The sequence below is a fragment of the Paraburkholderia sp. BGA-UO-ETr-F21 genome (assembly GCF_059567925.1).
The window spans coordinates 351,188-369,643 of the sequence record NZ_JCAQOY010000005.1 but is presented as its reverse complement, the minus strand read 5'-3'; the positions used below and the strand labels follow the sequence as shown (position 1 = coordinate 369,643).

General features: G+C 61.4%; 17 protein-coding genes and 1 tRNA gene. 11 read left to right on the top strand and 7 right to left on the bottom strand.

Going from position 1 to position 18,456, the window contains the following annotated elements; all coding sequences use genetic code 11:
* Positions 1–65: 65 nt before the first annotated feature.
* Together AC57B1_RS03155 and AC57B1_RS03150 are read right to left on the bottom strand one after the other, a co-directional pair.
* The gene (locus AC57B1_RS03155; protein WP_496416543.1) at positions 66–1,559 is read right to left on the bottom strand and encodes a collagen-like triple helix repeat-containing protein; all 1,494 of its coding nucleotides are present in this window, start codon (positions 1,557–1,559) and stop codon (positions 66–68) included.
* Between the two features lie 260 nt (positions 1,560–1,819).
* Positions 1,820–3,031 (bottom strand): MFS transporter, encoded by a 1,212-nt coding sequence (locus AC57B1_RS03150; protein WP_091797135.1) that lies wholly within the window; start codon positions 3,029–3,031, stop codon positions 1,820–1,822.
* A gap of 285 nt (positions 3,032–3,316) precedes the next feature.
* On the opposite strand from AC57B1_RS03150, the gene AC57B1_RS03145 reads away from it, so the two are divergent.
* The 3 genes from AC57B1_RS03145 to AC57B1_RS03135 all read left to right on the top strand — a co-directional run bounded on the left by AC57B1_RS03145 (position 3,317) and on the right by AC57B1_RS03135 (position 6,226).
* Positions 3,317–3,979: a HugZ family pyridoxamine 5'-phosphate oxidase gene (locus tag AC57B1_RS03145; RefSeq protein WP_496416542.1), complete on the top strand. Its 663-nt coding sequence runs from the start codon at positions 3,317–3,319 to the stop codon at positions 3,977–3,979.
* A gap of 395 nt (positions 3,980–4,374) precedes the next feature.
* Positions 4,375–4,677, top strand: a complete 303-nt coding sequence (locus tag AC57B1_RS03140) for an H-NS histone family protein (RefSeq protein ID WP_091797130.1) — start codon at positions 4,375–4,377, stop codon at positions 4,675–4,677.
* A 307-nt stretch (positions 4,678–4,984) separates the two neighbouring features.
* Complete coding sequence (locus AC57B1_RS03135) at positions 4,985–6,226, top strand: cation diffusion facilitator family transporter (protein WP_496416541.1); 1,242 nt, start codon at positions 4,985–4,987, stop codon at positions 6,224–6,226.
* A gap of 54 nt (positions 6,227–6,280) precedes the next feature.
* Here the strand turns inward: AC57B1_RS03135 and AC57B1_RS03130 are convergent, their stop codons facing one another.
* From AC57B1_RS03130 to AC57B1_RS03120, 3 genes are all read right to left on the bottom strand, one after another.
* A complete protein-coding gene (locus AC57B1_RS03130) occupies positions 6,281–6,739 on the bottom strand; it encodes an Lrp/AsnC family transcriptional regulator (protein ID WP_006050474.1) in 459 nt (152 codons plus the stop codon).
* Between the two features lie 90 nt (positions 6,740–6,829).
* Positions 6,830–7,459 (bottom strand): 3'-5' exonuclease family protein, encoded by a 630-nt coding sequence (locus AC57B1_RS03125; protein WP_496416540.1) that lies wholly within the window; start codon positions 7,457–7,459, stop codon positions 6,830–6,832.
* Complete coding sequence (locus AC57B1_RS03120) at positions 7,456–8,100, bottom strand: MBL fold metallo-hydrolase (RefSeq protein ID WP_496416539.1); 645 nt, start codon at positions 8,098–8,100, stop codon at positions 7,456–7,458. The genes AC57B1_RS03125 and AC57B1_RS03120 overlap by 4 nt, the downstream gene beginning before the upstream one ends.
* Before the next feature lie 636 nt (positions 8,101–8,736).
* Here AC57B1_RS03120 and AC57B1_RS03115 point away from each other — a divergent pair.
* A complete protein-coding gene (locus AC57B1_RS03115; RefSeq protein ID WP_408298617.1) occupies positions 8,737–9,339 on the top strand; it encodes a septal ring lytic transglycosylase RlpA family protein in 603 nt (200 codons plus the stop codon).
* Between the two features lie 122 nt (positions 9,340–9,461).
* Here AC57B1_RS03115 and rsmI read toward each other — a convergent pair whose 3' ends face one another.
* Positions 9,462–10,346, bottom strand: coding sequence for a 16S rRNA (cytidine(1402)-2'-O)-methyltransferase (gene rsmI / locus AC57B1_RS03110; RefSeq protein ID WP_091797120.1), 885 nt, complete (start codon positions 10,344–10,346; stop codon positions 9,462–9,464).
* Between the two features lie 37 nt (positions 10,347–10,383).
* Here rsmI and AC57B1_RS03105 point away from each other — a divergent pair, with 37 nt between their 5' ends.
* From AC57B1_RS03105 to AC57B1_RS03075, 7 genes are all read left to right on the top strand, one after another.
* Positions 10,384–10,848 (top strand): YraN family protein, encoded by a 465-nt coding sequence (locus AC57B1_RS03105; protein ID WP_496416538.1) that lies wholly within the window; start codon positions 10,384–10,386, stop codon positions 10,846–10,848.
* A 217-nt stretch (positions 10,849–11,065) separates the two neighbouring features.
* Positions 11,066–11,653, top strand: a complete 588-nt coding sequence (locus AC57B1_RS03100; RefSeq protein ID WP_496416537.1) for a phosphoheptose isomerase — start codon at positions 11,066–11,068, stop codon at positions 11,651–11,653.
* Positions 11,654–11,679: 26 nt separating this feature from the next.
* Positions 11,680–12,474: a BON domain-containing protein gene (locus AC57B1_RS03095; RefSeq protein ID WP_408298443.1), complete on the top strand. Its 795-nt coding sequence runs from the start codon at positions 11,680–11,682 to the stop codon at positions 12,472–12,474.
* Positions 12,471–12,821: a c-type cytochrome gene (locus AC57B1_RS03090; RefSeq protein WP_408187036.1), complete on the top strand. Its 351-nt coding sequence runs from the start codon at positions 12,471–12,473 to the stop codon at positions 12,819–12,821. Before AC57B1_RS03095 ends, AC57B1_RS03090 begins: the two co-directional genes overlap by 4 nt.
* A gap of 64 nt (positions 12,822–12,885) precedes the next feature.
* A tRNA-Ala gene (locus AC57B1_RS03085) sits at positions 12,886–12,961 on the top strand.
* A gap of 440 nt (positions 12,962–13,401) precedes the next feature.
* A complete protein-coding gene (locus AC57B1_RS03080; RefSeq protein WP_496416536.1) occupies positions 13,402–13,752 on the top strand; it encodes a helix-turn-helix transcriptional regulator in 351 nt (116 codons plus the stop codon).
* Between the two features lie 98 nt (positions 13,753–13,850).
* A complete protein-coding gene (locus AC57B1_RS03075; RefSeq protein ID WP_496416535.1) occupies positions 13,851–14,786 on the top strand; it encodes a replication protein RepA in 936 nt (311 codons plus the stop codon).
* 1,888 nt (positions 14,787–16,674) lie between these two features.
* On the opposite strand, the gene AC57B1_RS03070 is transcribed toward AC57B1_RS03075, so the two are convergent.
* Entirely contained in the window at positions 16,675–18,126 is a 1,452-nt protein-coding gene (locus tag AC57B1_RS03070; RefSeq protein ID WP_496416534.1) for an IS1182 family transposase, read from the bottom strand.
* Positions 18,127–18,456: the final 330 nt, after the last annotated feature.

Below are 18,456 nucleotides of genomic sequence, written 5' to 3'. Positions count from 1 at the left end.
GGCTCGCCGCCCCCCTTCGACGCTTGTTTTTTTGCGCCGTTATTTGCTGTCGTTATCTTTGTTCGTCACTTCCTGGTCGTCGTCAGCGCGCCGAGGCCGCCGAGCAAACCGCCGCCCGTCGTGCCGCCGGCGGACGTCGTCGCGCCGCTCAAGGCACCGGTGACCGTGGTCAACAAACCGGTGATCGGTGCAAGCGGGTTGGCCGTGCCGCTGCTACCCGACCCCGTGGCCGAGCCTAGCGCGCCGGTCAGCGACGACACGGCCGAGGTCACCGGCGCGAGCGGATTGCTGCCGCTGTTCGTCGCGCCACTCAATGCCCCGGTGACCGAACTCACGACGCCGGTGAGCGGCGCAAGCGGACTGCCCGAGCCCGTGCCGCTGAGGCTGCCGGTCAAGGTGCTGACGACATTGGTCAACGGCGCGAGCGGGCCGCCGGTGCCGCTGCCGCCTGTCAGGCCGCCGCTCAAGGTGCCGGGCAGCGCGGTGAGGATGCTGGTCAGCGGTGCGAGCGGCGAGCCCGTGCCGCCGCCGCTGCCCGGGTTCAGAATGCCGGTGATGCCGCCGAGCGGATTGCCGCTGCCGGCGGCACCCGCTGTGAGCAGGCCGCCGGCGGACGTAACCGTATCGCCGAGCTTGGTCACGACGTTGCCGAGGTTCTGGCCGATCGGATTGCCGGTCGCGCTGCTGAGCTTGCCGCCGGCGCTGTCGAGTCCATGACCGATCGTCGAGAGCAGGCCGTTCAGCGGTGAACCGAGGCCGGTCGTGTCGCCGACGGTTTGGGTCGTCTGCGCGAGCGTGCTCGTGATCGGCGTGATCGCGGTGGAGACCGTTTGAGTGACTTGCTGGATCGGGCCGTTCGTCAGTTGCGAGCCGAGTTGGGTGCCAAGGCCAGTGACCGCGTTGCCGAGCGTCGAGACCGTACTGCCGAGCGGCGTGGTCAATGGGCTCAGCGGTGCAGTGGGGCCGCTGCCGAGGCTGGTCACGAGCTGGCCGGCGCTGTTGACGGCCTGGCCTGCGTTTTGGACCAGATTGCTACTGCTGGCGAGCGTCGTGCCGAGTGGATCGGTGGAGTTGCCAAGCTGGCCGAGGCCGCTCGCCACGCCGGTGCCGACGGTCGTCACGCCGTTGCCGAGATTCGACACGACGTTGCCGAGCGCCGTGGTGGTCGCCGGATTCGCGCCTGGAATCGGCGTGAGTCCGATCTGGCTGCCGACAGCGGAGACGGTCTGGCCGGCGGCGGTGACCACGTTGCCGGTGTTTTGCACGACTACGCCGATGGGGTTGGCGCTGGTCGGCGTTGGTGTGGGTGTCGGCGTCGGCGTTGGTGTGGGCGTTGGCGTCGGTGTCGGTGTCGGTGTCGGTGTCGGTGTCGGCGTTGGCGTAGGTGTCGGCGTTGGTGTGGGCGTCGGCGTCCCGCCACCCGAGCCAGAACCGCCACCCGATCCGCTTCCTGCGCCACCCGCCACGCTCGGCCTGTTCAACGTGCTTCCGCATCCCGTCAGGATGATCATCGACGTGACGCACATGGCGATCGCCGTCAGCTTGAATTTACGATTCATGGTCTACTCCCCCGTAGTTTTGGACACTGCCTGGGGAGCTAACTGCAAGGCCTATGCCATTTTTGTTCGCACGATGGATGCGACAAGTAAACGTATATGAATCAATGTGTTGGCGGCGCGCGCGCCACGACGGGAGTGCCTTCGTTCAATCGACGTGTTCCGGAACACAGCCATGCTCGTGCGGCGCGTAACGTAACGTGAGGGCGCACGCGCTTCGTATGGCGTCGTACGCACAGACGCGGCAACGGCGTGCCTTCGCGTCAGATCTTCAAACGCCGCAGCACCTTCGGGCCCGCGACTGCGATCGCGGCGGAACAGATGGCGACCACCGAGAGGCCGATTGGCAAACTGCTCACCTGGGTCACCGCGCCGATGATCACCGGACCGAGCAGCAGCCCGAAGTACGCGAGTCCGGCAACATGCGCCAGTCCCTCCGCCGCATGAATGCCTTTTACGCTGGCAGCCGCAGCGAACAGCACAGGCATCATGTTCGCCAGACCGAGACCCATCAGCGTGAAACCGATCAGTGCCGCCACCGCATTCGGCAGCAACAGCGCGCCGACCATCCCGACGCAGGCGAGCGTCGCGCTCGCCATCACCAGTTGCGGAGCGCCGAAGCGGGCGCGCACCGCGTCGCCGGCAAATCGCGCGGCCGCCATGCCGCCCGAAAACGCCGCGTAGGCCGCGCTCGCGAGCGCCGGCGTGGCCAGCACCACATCGCGCATATAGACGGTGGCCCAGTCGTACATCGCGCCTTCGGCGATCAGCGCGACCAACGCCATCGCGCCGAGCGCCCACAATGCCGGCGAGCGCCAGCGGTTGGCGCGCGGCGTGGCGGAATCGGGATGGTCGGCGTGCGGCACGTGCGGCAGCACGGAAGGACAGGCGGCAATCAGAACGAATGCACTGACCGCGGCGGCTAGCGCCAGATGTACCGCGGGCGCCATGCCGCGCGACAGCAACGCGCCGCCGACCGCCGCACCGGCCATCCCGCCGACGCTGAACATGCCGTGCAACGACGACATGATTGGCTTGCCGAGCGCTTTTTCGACGGCGCTGGCTTCGGCGTTCATCGCGACGTCGAGTGTGGCCATGCCCGCGCCGAAGGTGGCCAGCACGACCAGCAGCAGCCAGTAGGTCGGCACGACCAGAATCAGCGCCGCGCACACGGCCATCACGAGGCCGCCGGTGAGGCAGGCGCGGCGCGTGCCGACGCGCGCAATCCAGGAAGCATTGGCCGCCATCGCGCCGATCGAGCCGCCGGCGACGGCCAGCAGCGCGAAAGAGAGCATCGCCGCATTCAGATGGAAACGGTCGCGCACCGTCGGCACGTGGACCCCCCAGGACGCGTACATCATGCCGGCGATGAAGAACACCGCCATCGTGGCGATGCGGGCGCGCTGCCGTGCGGTATCGGACAGGTCGCGGTGAGCGGCGGGGAGGGCGGTGACTTCGGGAGAGCGGTCTGACACGGAAATCTCGAGGAGGGAACGCGGAAGAAAGCGCGTTGAAAGCGAAATTCCGATTCTAACGAAGCGTGCTGTTTTATGCTGGAAGGTGGAATCCGCATAGTTGCGATGGTTCGGCAGGGCTCGGCTCGAGTTTGGTTCGTGCTCAACTCGGCCCGGCGCGCTCCGTTCGGTTCGGTTTGGGGCGTCGCGGCCTCGGCGCGACAAGCGCCGAATGCGCCGAATGCGCCGAATGCGCCGCTCCCCGGTTTTTTGTGATTCGCCACTGTCCTATCCAGGAACGCACACTTGAACATTCCCGCTCACGCTCCGCTGCATCTGCTGCACACGGCCGCCGTCGGCACGCTCGCCACGCACGCGCGCCAGCCGGAAGGCTTCCCTTATCCGTCAATGCTGCCGTTCGCACCGGACCCGCACCATCGGCCGACGATCCTGGTGAGCCGACTCGCCGAGCACACCCATAACCTGCACGCCGACCCGCGCGCCGGCTTTCTCGCCGTCGATGCACCTGACGGCGACGTACTGAGCGGCCAACGCGTCACGTTGCTGGGCACCTTCGAACCGGTCGACTCGACGCCTGAGGTCGTGCAGCGCTATCTGCGCTACCACCCGGAGGCAGAGCGCTATCTCGTGCTCGGCGATTTTACGTTTTGGACAATGCGGCTCGAAAGGTTGCGTTATATCGGCGGTTTCGGCGCAATGGGGTGGCTGGACGGCGCCGAACTCGATCCATTGCCGCCACTTGCTTTCGATGAAGAGAACACGCTCATCGAACAATTGGCCAGTCACTCTGGACGCGCGAGTGGACTTCAACTGCTCGGCGTCGACCGATATGGCGCGGACCTGAAAATGAACGGCGTGCGTAGCCGTTTTGCTTTCGACGACGCGAAACTCAATTCCGGGAACTTGCGCGCGGCGCTCGAAGATTGCATGCAGCGCTACGCTAATTAGGTTTTTAGCACCGTTTGCGGGAAAACGACCGTGTGTAATAACCGCACGGAACGCGTGCGGCAATATGTTACGACGTTTCATGTGAAAGCTATCATCGCATGAAATGTTGTCGGAAAATGACGATCTTAATTTTCATTTTGTGACAGTTAAATTGATAATTACCGATGCCGCCTGCAGTTTTCAGCAAAATCCGAAATCAGCTATTTGAAAGGGAGTGCGGACATCCGGTGGTGGATGGAAATTTTTTGAAACGAATTCGGATTAATTCAACGCTCGCGCTTTTGTAGTCTTTCTATTTTGTGTTAATCTCGCTATCAAATTCCGAGGCATGATCACCTTCAAAGGGCAAGCTGGCTTAAGACCGGCAGTCATTTATCCAAATCACAAGGGAACCTATGTCTTCCTACAAGGAACTACTCGCTCAGCGCGAGAAGCTCGAAAAGCAGATCGAAGAAGCGAAGTCGCGCGAGTACGCGGAAGTATTGAATGAGATCAAGCAGAAAATGGCCGACTACGGCATTTCTCTGACCGAACTCGGCGGCGGTCGTGCTGCCAAGGGTGCTAAAGCCGCTCGTCCGCGCGCAGGTGTCGCACCGAAGTACCGCGACCCGGATAGCGGCAGCACGTGGTCCGGCCGCGGTAAGCCGCCGCGCTGGATCGCAGGTCTGGATCGCGAGAAGTTTCTCATCGAGAAGTAAATACTTTGGGCAGCGGGTAATGCTTTTGCCCGGCTTCTGTCCATCAGTTAATACGAATGGCTTCAATCAGATGCGCCCATCGCGTCTGACGTTGCAAGAGAGAACCGCGTACCGTCGAGGGCGCGGTTTTTTTATTGCCGCGACAAAATGCCTTGTAGCTGTCGCATGTACTCCGCGCAACTTGAACGCGAATGCTTTTCGTTTAGATAAGCGGCTGATTTAAAAGGAATTTTTTGGGCGTCTGCCACGCGTCTCCTGATGTGCCGGGTAGAATGCAGGGATTGAACTTTTCCAGTCCGCTTCTCAGATGCCTGCCGCCGCCGCTTCCCAGTCCGCCGAAAAACATCGCATTGCGCGCAAAAGTACATTTGTCAGTATTGCGCTTAATGCGGTATTGATGACGCTGCAAATCGTCATCGGCGTGTTCGCCCACTCTCAGGCATTGGTCGCCGACGGTGTCCATTCCCTCGCGGATCTGGTTTCCGATTTTGTGGTGTTGATCGCCAATCGGCACAGTGGGGCAAAACCCGACGCGGATCACAATTACGGGCATAGCCGCTATGAAACCGTCGCGTCGTTATTTCTGGGCGCACTTCTGATCGCGGTGGGCGTCGGTATGTTGTGGCGGGCCGGAACGCGCCTCGCCGATCTGCAAAATATCCCCGCGGTTCATATGAGCGCGCTCGCGGTCGCGGTGCTGGTTCTGATTTCCAAAGAGAGTCTGTTTCGCTACATGCTGCGCGAAGCGCAGCGTGCGCGTTCGGCCATGTTGATCGCCAATGCCTGGCATGCGCGTTCCGATGCGGCGTCGTCGCTGGTGGTCGCGATCGGTATTGTCGGCAGCCTCGCTGGCGTGCGCCTGCTCGACCCGATTGCCGCGGCGATCGTCGGCTTCATGGTGGCGCGCATGGGGTGGATGTTCGGCTGGGACGCGCTACAGGACCTCTCCGACCGCGCGCTCGACGACGCCGCTACCGCGGACATGCGTACGTTGCTGCTCTCGACACCCGGCGTGCGCGACGTGCACGAACTGCGCACGCGCAAAATGGGCGACTTCGCGCTCGTCGACGCGCACATTCTGGTCGACCCGCTGATCTCCGTGTCAGAGGGACACTACATCGCCGAGTCGGCGCGTCTGCGGGTGTTGACGGACAGCCGCGTGCTCGACGCATTGATTCACGTCGATCCCGAAAACGATGCGGTGGCGCACCCGCCAGTCGATTTGCCTACCCGCGAGCGAGTCACCGCGGAAGTGAGCGCGGCGCTGGTGCCTCTCGGCATGAAGGCGGCGGCGGTGAACATCCACTATCTGAGCACGGGCCTCGATGTCGAAGTGGTGTTGTCAGATGGGCCGCGCACGCTGGGCAGCGAATCGCAACGACTGGGGCGGCTTGACCTGGCCGCGCTCAAGGCGCGCCTGGGCGCTCGCAAACTGGACGTATTACAGGAACTGGGCGCCTGGCCGGCCGACACCGCGCCGACAATCGAGGCAAACATTGGCTTGGCCACTGATCATGCGAAAGCGACGGAGCCGCACAGCGCCACCTGATTTTTGCGCCGCGCCACCATGCGGCTTCACGACGTGCGTCGAATGGTCAACGCCTCACAACGGCAATTGCGTATCGAATTTGATTTCGCGTAGCACGACGCTCGTGCGAACCTGCGCGACGGCCGGAATCTTGAAGATGCGTTCGTGCAGGAAGGTGTCGTACGCCTTGATGTCCGGTGCGACGATCTTGAGAATGTAATCGGACTCGCCGGTCGTGCTGTAGCACTCGGTGACTTCCGGGCAGGTAGCAATTTCGCGCTCGAACTGTTCGACACCGCCTTCGGTGTGGCGCGTGAGGTGAATATGCGCGAGGGCGCAGACGTGCAGCCCGAGCTTTTCCCGATCCAGTAGGGCGGTGTAGCGCTGGATCACGCCCGATTGTTCCATGTCCTTGATGCGCCGCCAGCATGGCGTGCTCGACAGGCCGACCTGGTCGGAAATCTCTTGCACCGAGCGGCGTGCGTCGAGCTGCAGCAGGCGCAGGATTTTTTGAGAGAACGTATCGAGTGTCAACTGCGCCTCCGTTTGCGTCGCCGTATCAACGCATGGTAGAGGGGGCGAAAACGAAACGCAATGTAAAACGGCCTCGACGAGGGAGATTACCTAATTTGCCGGTTCCTCAGTAGTATTTTGTCCTGAGTCGTCCCCATCTTTGCCGGCCGCAAGCGTGATCGCCTGACTTGCGCGCAGATCCTTCAACATGTTGCAGAAAAGCGCGCCTTGTTCGATCGCGTCATCCAGCGCGACGTGCGTATGCGGATGTTCGTCGAACCAGTGCTTCGGAAAGCGCGGCTTGATGTTCTTGCGGTAGGGCAGGCCGGTCATCGCGAAGGCCAGGGTCTTGATGTCGAGCGCCGACCAGGAAAACGGACAGCGGCCGACAAACCGCATCATGTACCAGAACATATAAGTGAAGTCGAAACCAGCCGGCATCGCGACGAACACCGGCTTGCCCGGCAACGCTTCGACCCATTCGACATACGCCGTCAACGCGGCCAGAGGCGGTTGCAAATCCTTGCGGCAGGCTTCCCATGCTTCGGGTTGCGTCTTCCACCATGCTTCCTGAACGGGATGCGGCTTGGCCCCCTCGAGCAGTTCGAGATTCGCGGAGAAGGTGGCGATCAGGCGCTTGTCTTCCGTGTAGGCGGCGGAGGCGAAACTGAGCATGGAGTGCGGACCGGGAATCGGGCCATCCGCTTCGACGTCGGTGCTCACATAGATTTCGCTGCTCATGCCTCGACTCCATCGGCGACATACGGATTGGTGCGGCGTTCGGCGCCGAACGTCGAAGTAGGCCCGTGGCCCGGAACGAAAGTGACGTCGTCGCCGAGCGGCCAGAGTTTTTCGCGGATCGAGCGCACCAGATCCGCGTGGTTGCCGCGCGGAAAATCCGTGCGCCCAATCGAGCCGGCGAACAGGACGTCGCCCACCATCGCGAGCCGATGCGCGCGGCTGAAGAACACCACATGGCCGGGCGTGTGGCCCGGACAGTGATAGACCTCGAGGATTTCTTCGCCGAACTGCACGGTTTCGCCGTTCTGCAACCAGAGGTCCGGTTCGAACGCCTGGGCGGCGGGAAAGCCGAAGCGTGTGCTTTGATCCGGCAGCTTGTCGAGCCAGAAGCGCTCGTCTGGATGCGGGCCTTCGATCGGTACACCATAGTGCGCGGCCAGCGTCTTTGCGCCCGCGCAGTGATCGATGTGGCCGTGCGTCAGGAACACTTTTTCGACCGTCACGTTCTGCCGCGCGACTTCGCCCTGGATGATGTCGAGGTCGCCGCCCGGGTCGACGACCGCCGCGCGTCCGGTTGCCTCACAAACGAGCAGCGAGCTGTTTTGCTGGAACGGCGTGACGGGGATCAAGGTGACTTTCATGGATGACGGCGCCGCTGGAAAAACGTTGATTGTACCGGCGTCTAGCCCGCGCTCACCGAGGGGCTGAAGCCCCGTCCCAGCGGGCTTTCCTCTGCTCACTTTTGCAGCAGGCGTGAAAATTCATCAAGGTTTTCAATCGCTTGTCATCCCGAAATTTTGTTTTAGGTATAATGGACCCCATGCACAGGGAACTGTGCTGCCACAAGGCGATGCGTCCCCATCAAAAATGGGCACGCGGATCGCCACTCAAGTATGGGCTGTCGCACTTCCGGGCGGCCATCAGGTATCGATGCATTCGATGCACACGTCTTGCCCAGCCAGGCGCCGCGCGCCTGCTACGGACTTAACTTCCGTGACGCTGGGTGGGGCCTACGCCGCCGTTCCTGCGCGCTGAGTTACGCGCGCAAGAACGTGTTTGCCACGTTCGATGGCGGCATGTGGGGTCTGGTCAGGCTGCCGGGGACAGGTTGCGCCAGACGTGAAAATTAACCGTGCGGTAGCGGCTGAATGAGCCGCATCCGGGCTTTGACGTACTGCGCTCAACTGCGCGGCGCGTTGTCGTCCATTGCCGCCGGAGTCGCAGGCAACACGCTCAACTTTTGCGTGATGCGGCTCGACAATGTGATTGCACGTCTTATGAAAACTCGGTTATCCCGTGGTCTGGGGACTCTTTTTGCCTTTTTTGTGCTGGCGGGTTGCGCCACGCCTCCGGGCGCAGGCAACACGTCGGATAGCGGCGTGCCGCAGAGCACAAAATTGACGCAGGCGGGCTCCTTCGGACCGCAAGCTTTTGGTAGCGCGCCGGCTTCAGACGCGACTGCACAAGGCTCGTCGCTGGCCGATGCAAAGCCTCTTACGGATGAAGGTTCGGGCATTTCGGACTTTCATCAGACCGGCCGCGCTTCGTGGTACGGCCGTGGCTTCCATGGCCGCCGCACCGCCAATGGCGAACGCTACGACATGCACGCGCTGACCGCGGCGCATCGTACGTTGCCGCTCGGCTCCTATGTGCGCGTGACCAATCCGGCCACGTCGCGCTCGGTCGTCGTGCGTATCAATGACCGCGGCCCGTATGCGCGTGGCCGCGTGATCGATCTGTCCATGGCCGCCGCGTCCGTGCTTGACATGCGCCACGCCGGTACGGCGCGTGTCCAGATCGAGGGACTGACGCAGCAGGAAGCGCGTGCTGCGCGTGATGAAATGCTGGCGTCGAACTCGGATTCGACCGCCCAGAAGTAATGTAGCGGCGGCGGGCGCGTTTCAGGCGCGCTTTCCGTATCGCCGTGCGGCATGACAGCCGCTCGCATCGTGTCTGCAGAGAAGAGGAAGGGCCGCATCGCGCGGCCTTTTTCGTTTGTCCGTCAGCTTTGTTCTTCGTCCTTCTTCAGCGCCAGCGCGCGCGTGTACAGCGTGTTGCGCGACGCTCCGGTGATAGCCGCGGCCACTTTGGCGGCGCTGCTCACCGTCAATTCTTCCAGCAGAATCTCTAATAGCGCGTCGTGATCGTGTTCGCCGGCCGTTTCCGGTTGCGCACCTTCCACCACCAGCACGAATTCGCCGCGCTGCCGGTTCGGATCGGCAGCAAGCCACGTTGGCCCTTCGGCCAGGGTGCCGCGGTGCAGCGCTTCGTGTAACTTCGTCAATTCCCGTGCGATGAGCAGCTTGCGCTCGCCGCCGAATGCGTCGGCCAGTGCCTGCACGGTTTCGACGATCCGGTGCGGCGCTTCGTAGAACACCATCGCGTGAGGGTGGTTCGCGAGCGGCTGCAGCGTGGCGGCGCGCGCTTTCGCTTTCGGCGGAAGGAAGCCAAGGAACGAGAATGTCGCAACCCAGTCGCCGGCCGCGCTCAATGCGGTCGCGAGGGCGCTGGCGCCGGGCAACGGAATGACGGGAAAGCCGGCTTCACGGACCGCATCGACGAGCTTTGCGCCGGGGTCCGAGATGCCCGGTGTTCCCGCATCGGACACGTAGGCCACGCGCTCGCCCGCTTGCAGGTGCTCGATCAGGCGCAGTGCAGCGGCCCGTTCGTTGTGCTGATGCACCGCGACGAGCGGCTTCGAGATGCCGTAACGCGCGAGCAGTTGGCCGGTGTTGCGGGTGTCTTCAGCCGCAATGCGGTCCACCAGTCCGAGCACATGCAACGCGCGCAGCGTGACGTCGGCAATGTTGCCGATCGGCGTGGCCACCACATACAGCGCGGCAGTCGGGTACTGCTGCCCTTGCGCGAGTTCGGAGAGAGGAGTCATGAGGCAGAAGACGCAAACAGACGGAACGAGGCCGCCATTGTGCCACGCAGTGCCGCGCGAGCCGGGTGGCAGGGAGACGGCGCACCCGGCGGCGCCGCTCGGCGCATCCATCTCGGCGCACAACTTTTCGAGACTCGTCGGGTCCAAACTCGTCGGCGCGGCTTTCGAGGCGCGTGCGCAGGAGTTTTTGCAACGGCAGCGTTTGGGGTTCGTCGAGCGCAATGTGTCGTGCCGTGGCGGCGAGATCGATCTCGTGATGCGCGAGCGTGACGGCGCGCTGGTGTTCGTCGAAGTGCGTGCTCGCGCGCAGCGCCGGTACGGCGGCGCGGCGGCGAGTATCGGCTGGCAGAAGAAGCAGCGCATCGTGCGCGCCGCGCAGCACTATCTGGCGACCCGCGCTTCGCAGTGGCGCGTTCAGCCCGCTTGCCGGTTCGACGTGATCGCGTTCGAAGCCGGCCGGCTCGTGTGGTTGCGCGATGCGTTTCGTGCCGACGAAGTCTGACGCCGTGCGCGGAGAACGCGTGCGAGTGCGATAAACTTGCGCTCGCGTGCAGGCCACGGGATAACGCCGGCAACACACGAAGCGGCGCAATGCGCGATGGTTTTGCATTCATGCACTGCGTTGCCGGCCGGGTTTATCGGAGCGGCACGACTTCGCCATACGACTTCACAACACGGCCGCGCACTGCGGTCTACTCGCGGTAGAAAATAGAGACTCGATGTCAGTCGAACGTATTCAACAACACTTCCGCGACAGCGCGGCAGTCAAACTCGAAGCCCTCGAAACCCTGTCGATGCCGATCGCCGTCGCGATCGACACGATGTTCGCCGCACTTGCCAACGGCAATCGCATTCTTGCGTGCGGCAACGGCGGATCGGCGGCCGACGCGCAACACTTCGCCGCCGAACTGATCGGCCGCTTCGAGCGCGAGCGGCCAGGCTTGCCGGCGATCGCGCTGAGCACCGACACGTCGGTGCTGACAGCCATCGCCAACGACTATTCGTTTGAACAGATTTTCTCGAAGCAGGTCTGGGCGCTCGGTCAGCCGGGCGACGTACTGCTGGTGATCACCACGTCGGGCAATTCCGCCAACGTGCTCGCCGCGATCGAGGCCGCGCACGAGCGCGAAATGATCGTCGTCGCGCTGACCGGCAAGGGCGGCGGACGCATGCAGGAAGTGTTGAGCGACACCGATATCCACGTGTGCGTGCCGTCCGATCGCACCGCGCGTATTCAGGAAGTGCATTTGCTGACCATCCATTGTCTGTGCGACGGCATCGATGCCATGTTGCTGGGCGAAGACTGAGACCGATTCCGAAGGAGAGCTAGTTGATGAGCGTATTCCGCGTCAAGAAGACACTGGTGAGAACCGTGCTGGTGATTGGGTTCGCGGCGGGGCTGTCCGCAACATTGCAGGGTTGCTTTCTGGCCGTCGCCGGCGCGGCGGGCGGCAGCGCGCTGGTGGCGACCGACCGGCGCACGCTCGGCGCGCAGACCGAAGATCGCGAGTTGCAGGTGAAGGCGCTCTCGCAGATCAGCCAGAACCTGCCTGACAACGCGCACGTCAACGTGGCGGTGTTCAACCGCCGCGTGCTGCTGACGGGCGAAGTAGCCGGGGACGTGTCGAAGCAGCGCGCGGAGACGATTGTGCGTGGCTTGAACAACGTCAGTACGATCGTCAACGAACTGACGATCATGCCGGCGAGTTCGTTCTCGTCGCGCACGAATGACACTTACCTCGAAACGCGTGTGAAGACCGCGCTGATCGCCGAGAAGAACATTTCGGCGAACAACTTCAAGGTGGTCGCCGAGCGTGGCTCGGTGTATCTGATGGGTCTCGTCACCATGGACGAAGGCAATCGCGGCGCGGACGTTGCGAGCCGCGTGCCGGGCGTCGTGCAGGTCGTGAAGGTGTTCCAGTACATTCAGCCGCAGGAAGCGGCGGCGGCAGCCGCGGCGGCGGGGACGGCGCCTGTGGCGGCTTCGCAACCGGACGCGAGTGCGCCGACCGTGGGCGCTATTCCTGATTCGTCGGTGAGCTCGCGGCCGTTGGAGCAGCAGGCGCCCGCGCCGGTCAGCAATTCAAGCTCGGTGCATCCGGGTAATCCGAAGGCGACGACGCCATGATGCGCGGTGTTGCCATTGCCGTGAGCGCGCTGATGCTTGGCGCGCTGACGGGCGTTGCGGCACCGGCTGCTCAAGCGGCGGATGCGCCAAGTGGGCAACGGGTTGCCAACTCCAATGCTTGCATGGGATGTCATGCGGTGGACCGCAAACTGGTCGGTCCGTCGTTCCAGCAGATCGCCGCAAAGTACAGGGGCGATGCGCAAGCGCCGGCGAAGTTGTCGCGCAAGGTGAAGGAGGGCGGATCGGGCGTTTGGGGCATGATTCCTATGCCCGCGCATCAATCGATGAGCGACGCGGACATCCGCGCGGTGGTGGATTGGGTGCTCGCGGGGGCGCCATCCAGGTGATGTTTTGCTGCCTCGTGCGGCTTGGCAAATCGGAAAATGCCTGTGCTAGAATTGTTTGCACGTTGGGGGGGTAGCTCAGCTGGGAGAGCGTCGCGTTCGCAATGCGAAGGTCGGGAGTTCGATCCTCCTCTCCTCCACCACGAAATCCTTTAGAACCGGCCACTTAGGCCGGTTTTTGTTTTTATCCTTCCATGCTTATTTGGGTCAATTTTGGTGTCGGGCTGTCCCAAATTTGTCCCTTGCAGTCCATATCTTCAGGCGACAAGTCTTGACTGCCCCGAGCAGACCAAAGACAATCCAGCACGTAGTTATCCTGCATCCATGAGCCTTGACCTAGATCGGGAGATCTAGGGCCCGCGCGGGCAAGCACCTTCCGCGTGTGGTTAACGGCATGCAAACCGGCTGATACGGACGGAGTCGGGGCGGCGCAAAAACAAAAGCCCGCGCGCATGTCGAGGAATCGCCTGTGGGCCACTCGGCCCGCCATTTGGTACAACACTGAGGTGTCTGGGCCGGTGGTTGGTGCGCACGTTCGGTAGCTCATGCGCTTTCACAGCGTGTGGGTCGCCGGAGCTTGCCCATGCCAACAGAGTTGCTTGTTGAATTGCTGACGCTCAGTCAGCTGTGTCCTCTCCTCCATCGCAAACCAGCCACGGTTTACGCCGATATCGCGGCGAAGCGGTTTGACCGTTTGCCGCCGCTTGTTCGATTGCCGGGGCAGCGGAAGCTCCTGTGGCGTAAGCAGGACGTTTTCGAATGGATCGAACAGCACGTTCAGCCTGCAGTGGCGGCTGTTGCCGATACGCGCAAACCCACGAGTGCAAAGACTCAGCTGAACGGAATTGATCCATCTGAGCAACGCAGGCAAATCGGTCGCCCGACCAAGCGGCAACAGCTCGAGCGTTTAGCCGCCGCGCGGGGTGCCAGGTGAGTTTCCCCTCAGACAAACTAGCCAGTTCGCAAAGGAATGGCGTTGGGACACCCATAAAGCGAGTCTCTCCCGTTCAGCCAGGTGGAAGCAATATATGCTTGCCGGCTGCCTGTGAAGGAGGAGTTCGCCCACGTGGCCGACGAGATATCTCGCAGCGGCACCGCGACCTCATAGAAGAGGCCCTCCGAATCGAGCAGGAAGAGGCCGGCGTTGCCTGCGCGACGGGCTATCTTGCCCGCACGCTCGCGCAGGCGACGCTTCCGCACTCAGATCCGAAATTGACACCAGGCCAGATATATAGCAGAGACACCGGCAAGCTCACGCTCACGGTCAGTCCTACCAGCAAGCGTCACGGCATACCTTATGGCTCGATCCCGAGGATGATCCTCGCCTGGATCTGCACAGAAGCCGTGCTCACCAAGGAGCGCACGCTTTCGCTAGGCCATAGTCAGTCGGATTTCCTTAAGAAGGTCGGGCTTCACAACAACGGGCGTGATATCCGTCGCTTTCGAGAGCAGAGCCTGCGATTGTTCAAAGCGGTGATCTCTATCGAGCATGCCGACGACTACGTAGATGCATCGAAGCGGCTGATGATCTCCGACCAATCACATGTTTTCTGGCATCCGAAAGAGGCTGACCAGTGCGCCTTGTGGGAGAGCACCCTCGAGTTATCACAGCGCTTTTTCGACGAAATTCGGAGCGCACCGGTACCGATTAAGCTGGAGGTTTACTACTCTCTCAGCAAATCGCCTCTTGCGATGGATATTTACGCTTGGCTTACCTATCGCATGTACGTTCTGCGGGTCTCTGGACGAAGAGATGCACTTATCCCCTGGGTCAGCCTCAGGCATCAGTTTGGTGCCGGTTATGCCGACAAGCCTGACAGCAATCAGGGGCTCTACGACTTCAAGTCAAATTTTAGGAAGCGGTTGCGCGAGGTCCTTAACTTCTACAGGGAAGCAGAGGATCACGTCGAGGACACTGGGCCTCATCTTCGCCTTACTCCGTGCAAGCTGCATATTCCAGCACGCTGAGGAGGCGTGCATCCTTCCGACACCGGGGCGTCGAGCGTCCCGGTTTCTCGAAGCCGGAATCAACGAGGTTCGCTCCATTGCATTTGTGGATAAGTGCACATGTCCACGTGTAATTGCTCAGACGACCTGTCAGCCTTGTTCCGCAAGGGATCCAGTGGGAGCAGCGCGAGTTGTCCACGTGCAATCGCTCAGATATGAACGTGTAATCGCTCAGGCCTTTGCGTGTAATCGCTCAGTTTTCCGATACGTGCAATCACTCAGAATCCCTGTTGGGTAAGGGGTTTCGGACAGACGTTTCGTGCAGCAAGTAGTGTTTTCAAGTAGCTTTTCAGGTATTTTTTATACAGGTAGTTAGCAGTCTTTGATTGTGGACAACGCTGTCACCTGGTTTTTGTCATCACTTCCTTCATTTTTCGCCTTGAGCGCGACCAAACAACCTCCGGTACGTGGCGCCATTCAATCGCCGCACGTGGTCTTAGCGCTCGTCGCGGCAAGCCATGCCGATCGCTAAGACCGGGATAAATCCCGCTCGTTGCGTGCTGCTTCGCAGACCGCAACAACCTGGATACCCGACTCCCTGTGAGGGCCATTGCGACCGCACCGTGGTTCACACAGTTCCGAAAAATTTTGCAGAATGGCGATACCGCTATGCGGCTGGCGATTTGCTTCCTCGACCGGAATCCGGTGTGGAAAATTCGTTAGATCTAGTGCTGTCGACGCGAGATCAGTCGTCGGGCGTCCAATTCGTGATGGGAGAAATAGGCGCGCGCCTGTCGCGCGCAATCAACCCCTGATAAAAGCACAGCGGCTCAACAACCGCCCAGCCGGATTGCCCGGCCTTGGAGGCCGGTCGGCGCTCTCCCACCGCCCTGCGGGCGGCGGTGCCCGTGCGCCTCAATCCGGGCTCGTGGCACTCGCGATGCCGCATCGTCGATCAACGGCTTGGGCTTGCAGAGAGGGGCCTATGGTCGGCGGACCTTATCACTAAGGCAAGCCGCATCGCGGCGCGTCAGGCCGAAGGCAACGTTCGTGGGGAGCCGGTGGGCGGGTGCAGGACGCCGGCTACCAGGCCGGCGCTGTCCACGCCCTTGCGGTGTGGGCAGTGCTTCCGTCCACGGGCGGGCGCGGAACAACCACTGCCGCGCGAATTGACGGTTCGACTGGTCAAGCTAGCACAGTGCCGAGATGTCGTTTTCTGGGTGAGTCGCGACCAAATAACCTCGGCATACTTGCGAGAACGCAGAGTGGTAGGCTGCTGTCAAATGTTTCACGGAAGAATTCGAAATTTCCCCAAACGCCCGTCGCAAAAGACTTTGCGGCGGTCGGGGGCAAACATGTTCCACGCACCCACTGAGCGCTTGGCCCTGTCAACGAAGTCACTCTGACATAGTAACGCTTATGTCAGATTTGGCCGGCTGAACGTCATAGAGATGACGTTGTACGTAATCATGAGTCGGACCCGTGTGGCGAATCGGGAGGGCTGCCGGGCGCTTCGAGGTGGCATATGATCGGCCGTTTGGTGAGGTTATCTGGTCGCGCTTATCGTTGGTTGCGTGGGAACGCTGTCACGAGACGCGGGGAACAGAATTCGTTGGACTCGGCGTCATCAAAAATCGGGGACTCGCCCACAAATTCGGGCGCGCGCCAGATGACGCGGAACCGAATAACCTGGACACGCCGGATTTATGACGCGAATTCGTTGGATTTGCCTGAGTGTGAGAGCGGTCAGCATTGCGCCGATTGCGAAAGACTGCGTGCGGCCGAGGCCGTGTAAAAACGCGTGAGCCGGCAGTCTGTCGAGCGACTGGTTAGGCTGCGCCTTCGCAGCTTCCTGCTTTCTACGACTGAACTGATTGCGCCACGCCAGCAAGCATAGGCAGGTGTGAGATTACGCGCCTGCGAGCTTCATCGCTCGCAGTGTCTTTGCAAATCCGAGGATCTTCATGACGCGTTTGAGGTTGTACGCCAGCACATGCAAACTCATTTCAGTCGAGACGTTCCCAAGCCTGCGCATCTGGAAGTGGGTTGAGCCCATCCAGTGCTTCAGCGTGCCAAACACGTGTTCGACCGTTCGCCGCCGTATTGTCATCGCGTCAAGCTGACGATCCAGTCTGCGTTGCATTCTGTCGAGTACCGCTTCGTGTTCCCATCGGCGAATGCGCCGATACGGGGCCGACGTGCACTTTTTTCTGAGTGGACAGTGTGGGCAGGCACTGCTCCAGTAGGTCCGCAATTTCAGCAGATTGGCACTCTCCAACGAGGTGTAGCGGTATATCGCGCGTTGCCCCGCCGGACACAGATACTGGTCGTCTCTGCCGATGTAAATGAAGTCGGCCCGGTCGAAGCGGCCGTCAGCCTTTGCCCCGGAGGTTTGTGATTTGGGCACGAGGGCCGCAATACCCGCGTCGTCGCATGCCTTGATCTCTGGTGCGCTGAAGTATCCACGGTCTGCCAGTGCCTTGATTTTCTTCTTGCCCATCGCGTCGCGCGCTGCTTTGGCCATTGGGCTCAACTGCGTCCGGTCGTTGCCGACATTCGTGACTTCGTGGGTAACAATGAGATGGTGCCGGGCGCCGACAGCGACCTGAACGTTATAGCCAACCACGCCCGTACCCTTGGCTTGAGAGATCATCGAGCGTGAGTCCGGGTCGGTCAGCGAGATCTGCTTTTCCGGCAGATCGTTCAGAAGCTCAGCAGCACGATTCAGATCACGCATCTGTTCACGCAACGTTTCGATCTTCTCCCGTAGCCGTTCAGTCTTCGCTTCTACCTCGGCTGGTTGGGTACGATCGGCGGTCTCCAGCGCGTCCAGATAACGCTGGATGCTTTGCTCGATCTGCTCCTGACGTCGTGCAATCTTGTTGGGCGTGAAGTTGTTGTCGCGGCTGTTGACCGCCTTGAACTTGCTGCCGTCGATGGCGACGACCGCTTGTGTGAACAGCTTCAGGTCCCGGCATATCATCACGAAGCGACGGCACACGTTGCGAATGCCTTCGCCATTGCTTCGCCTGAACTCGGCAATCGTCTTGAAGTCTGGCGCAAGCCGGCCGGTCAGCCACATCAATTCAACATTGCGCTGGCACTCCCGCTCCAGGCGTCGGCTAGACTGCACCCGATTGAGATAACCGTAGATATAGATCTTGAGCAGCACGCCCGGGTGGTAAGAAGGTCGGCCGGTGCTCGCCGGCGTGGTTCCTTCGAATCCGAGGGACGCCAGTTCGAGTTCTTCGACGAATGCGTCAACAATCCGTACAGTGTTGTCTTCAGCGATGAAGTCATCGAGACACTCTGGCAATAGTGTGGTCTGACTGCGCTCCGCACCTTCGCCAAATCGCCCCATCTGCGCCTCTCGTTTCAGCAGGTTGATTCAGTCTAGGTGATCACACGCGTTTTTACACGGCCTCGGCCATGAGCGGTCATTCGACACGGAACCACGAATCGCGGACAATCGACCATACGCCCGCCACCACCTCGTATGGATCATGAAGCAGCGTGTTCGGATCAGGCTTGTTCAGAGGCAACAAGCCCAGTGTCATGCGGCCGGCAAGCCTGCACCCAGAGCGAAGGGATATTTGGAAGGTGACTATCGGTCGCGACTAGCCGCTATCTACCGACAACACAAAGAGATGTTCAAGCGATTAGAAGACGCGTGAGCACGAGAAGGCGACAT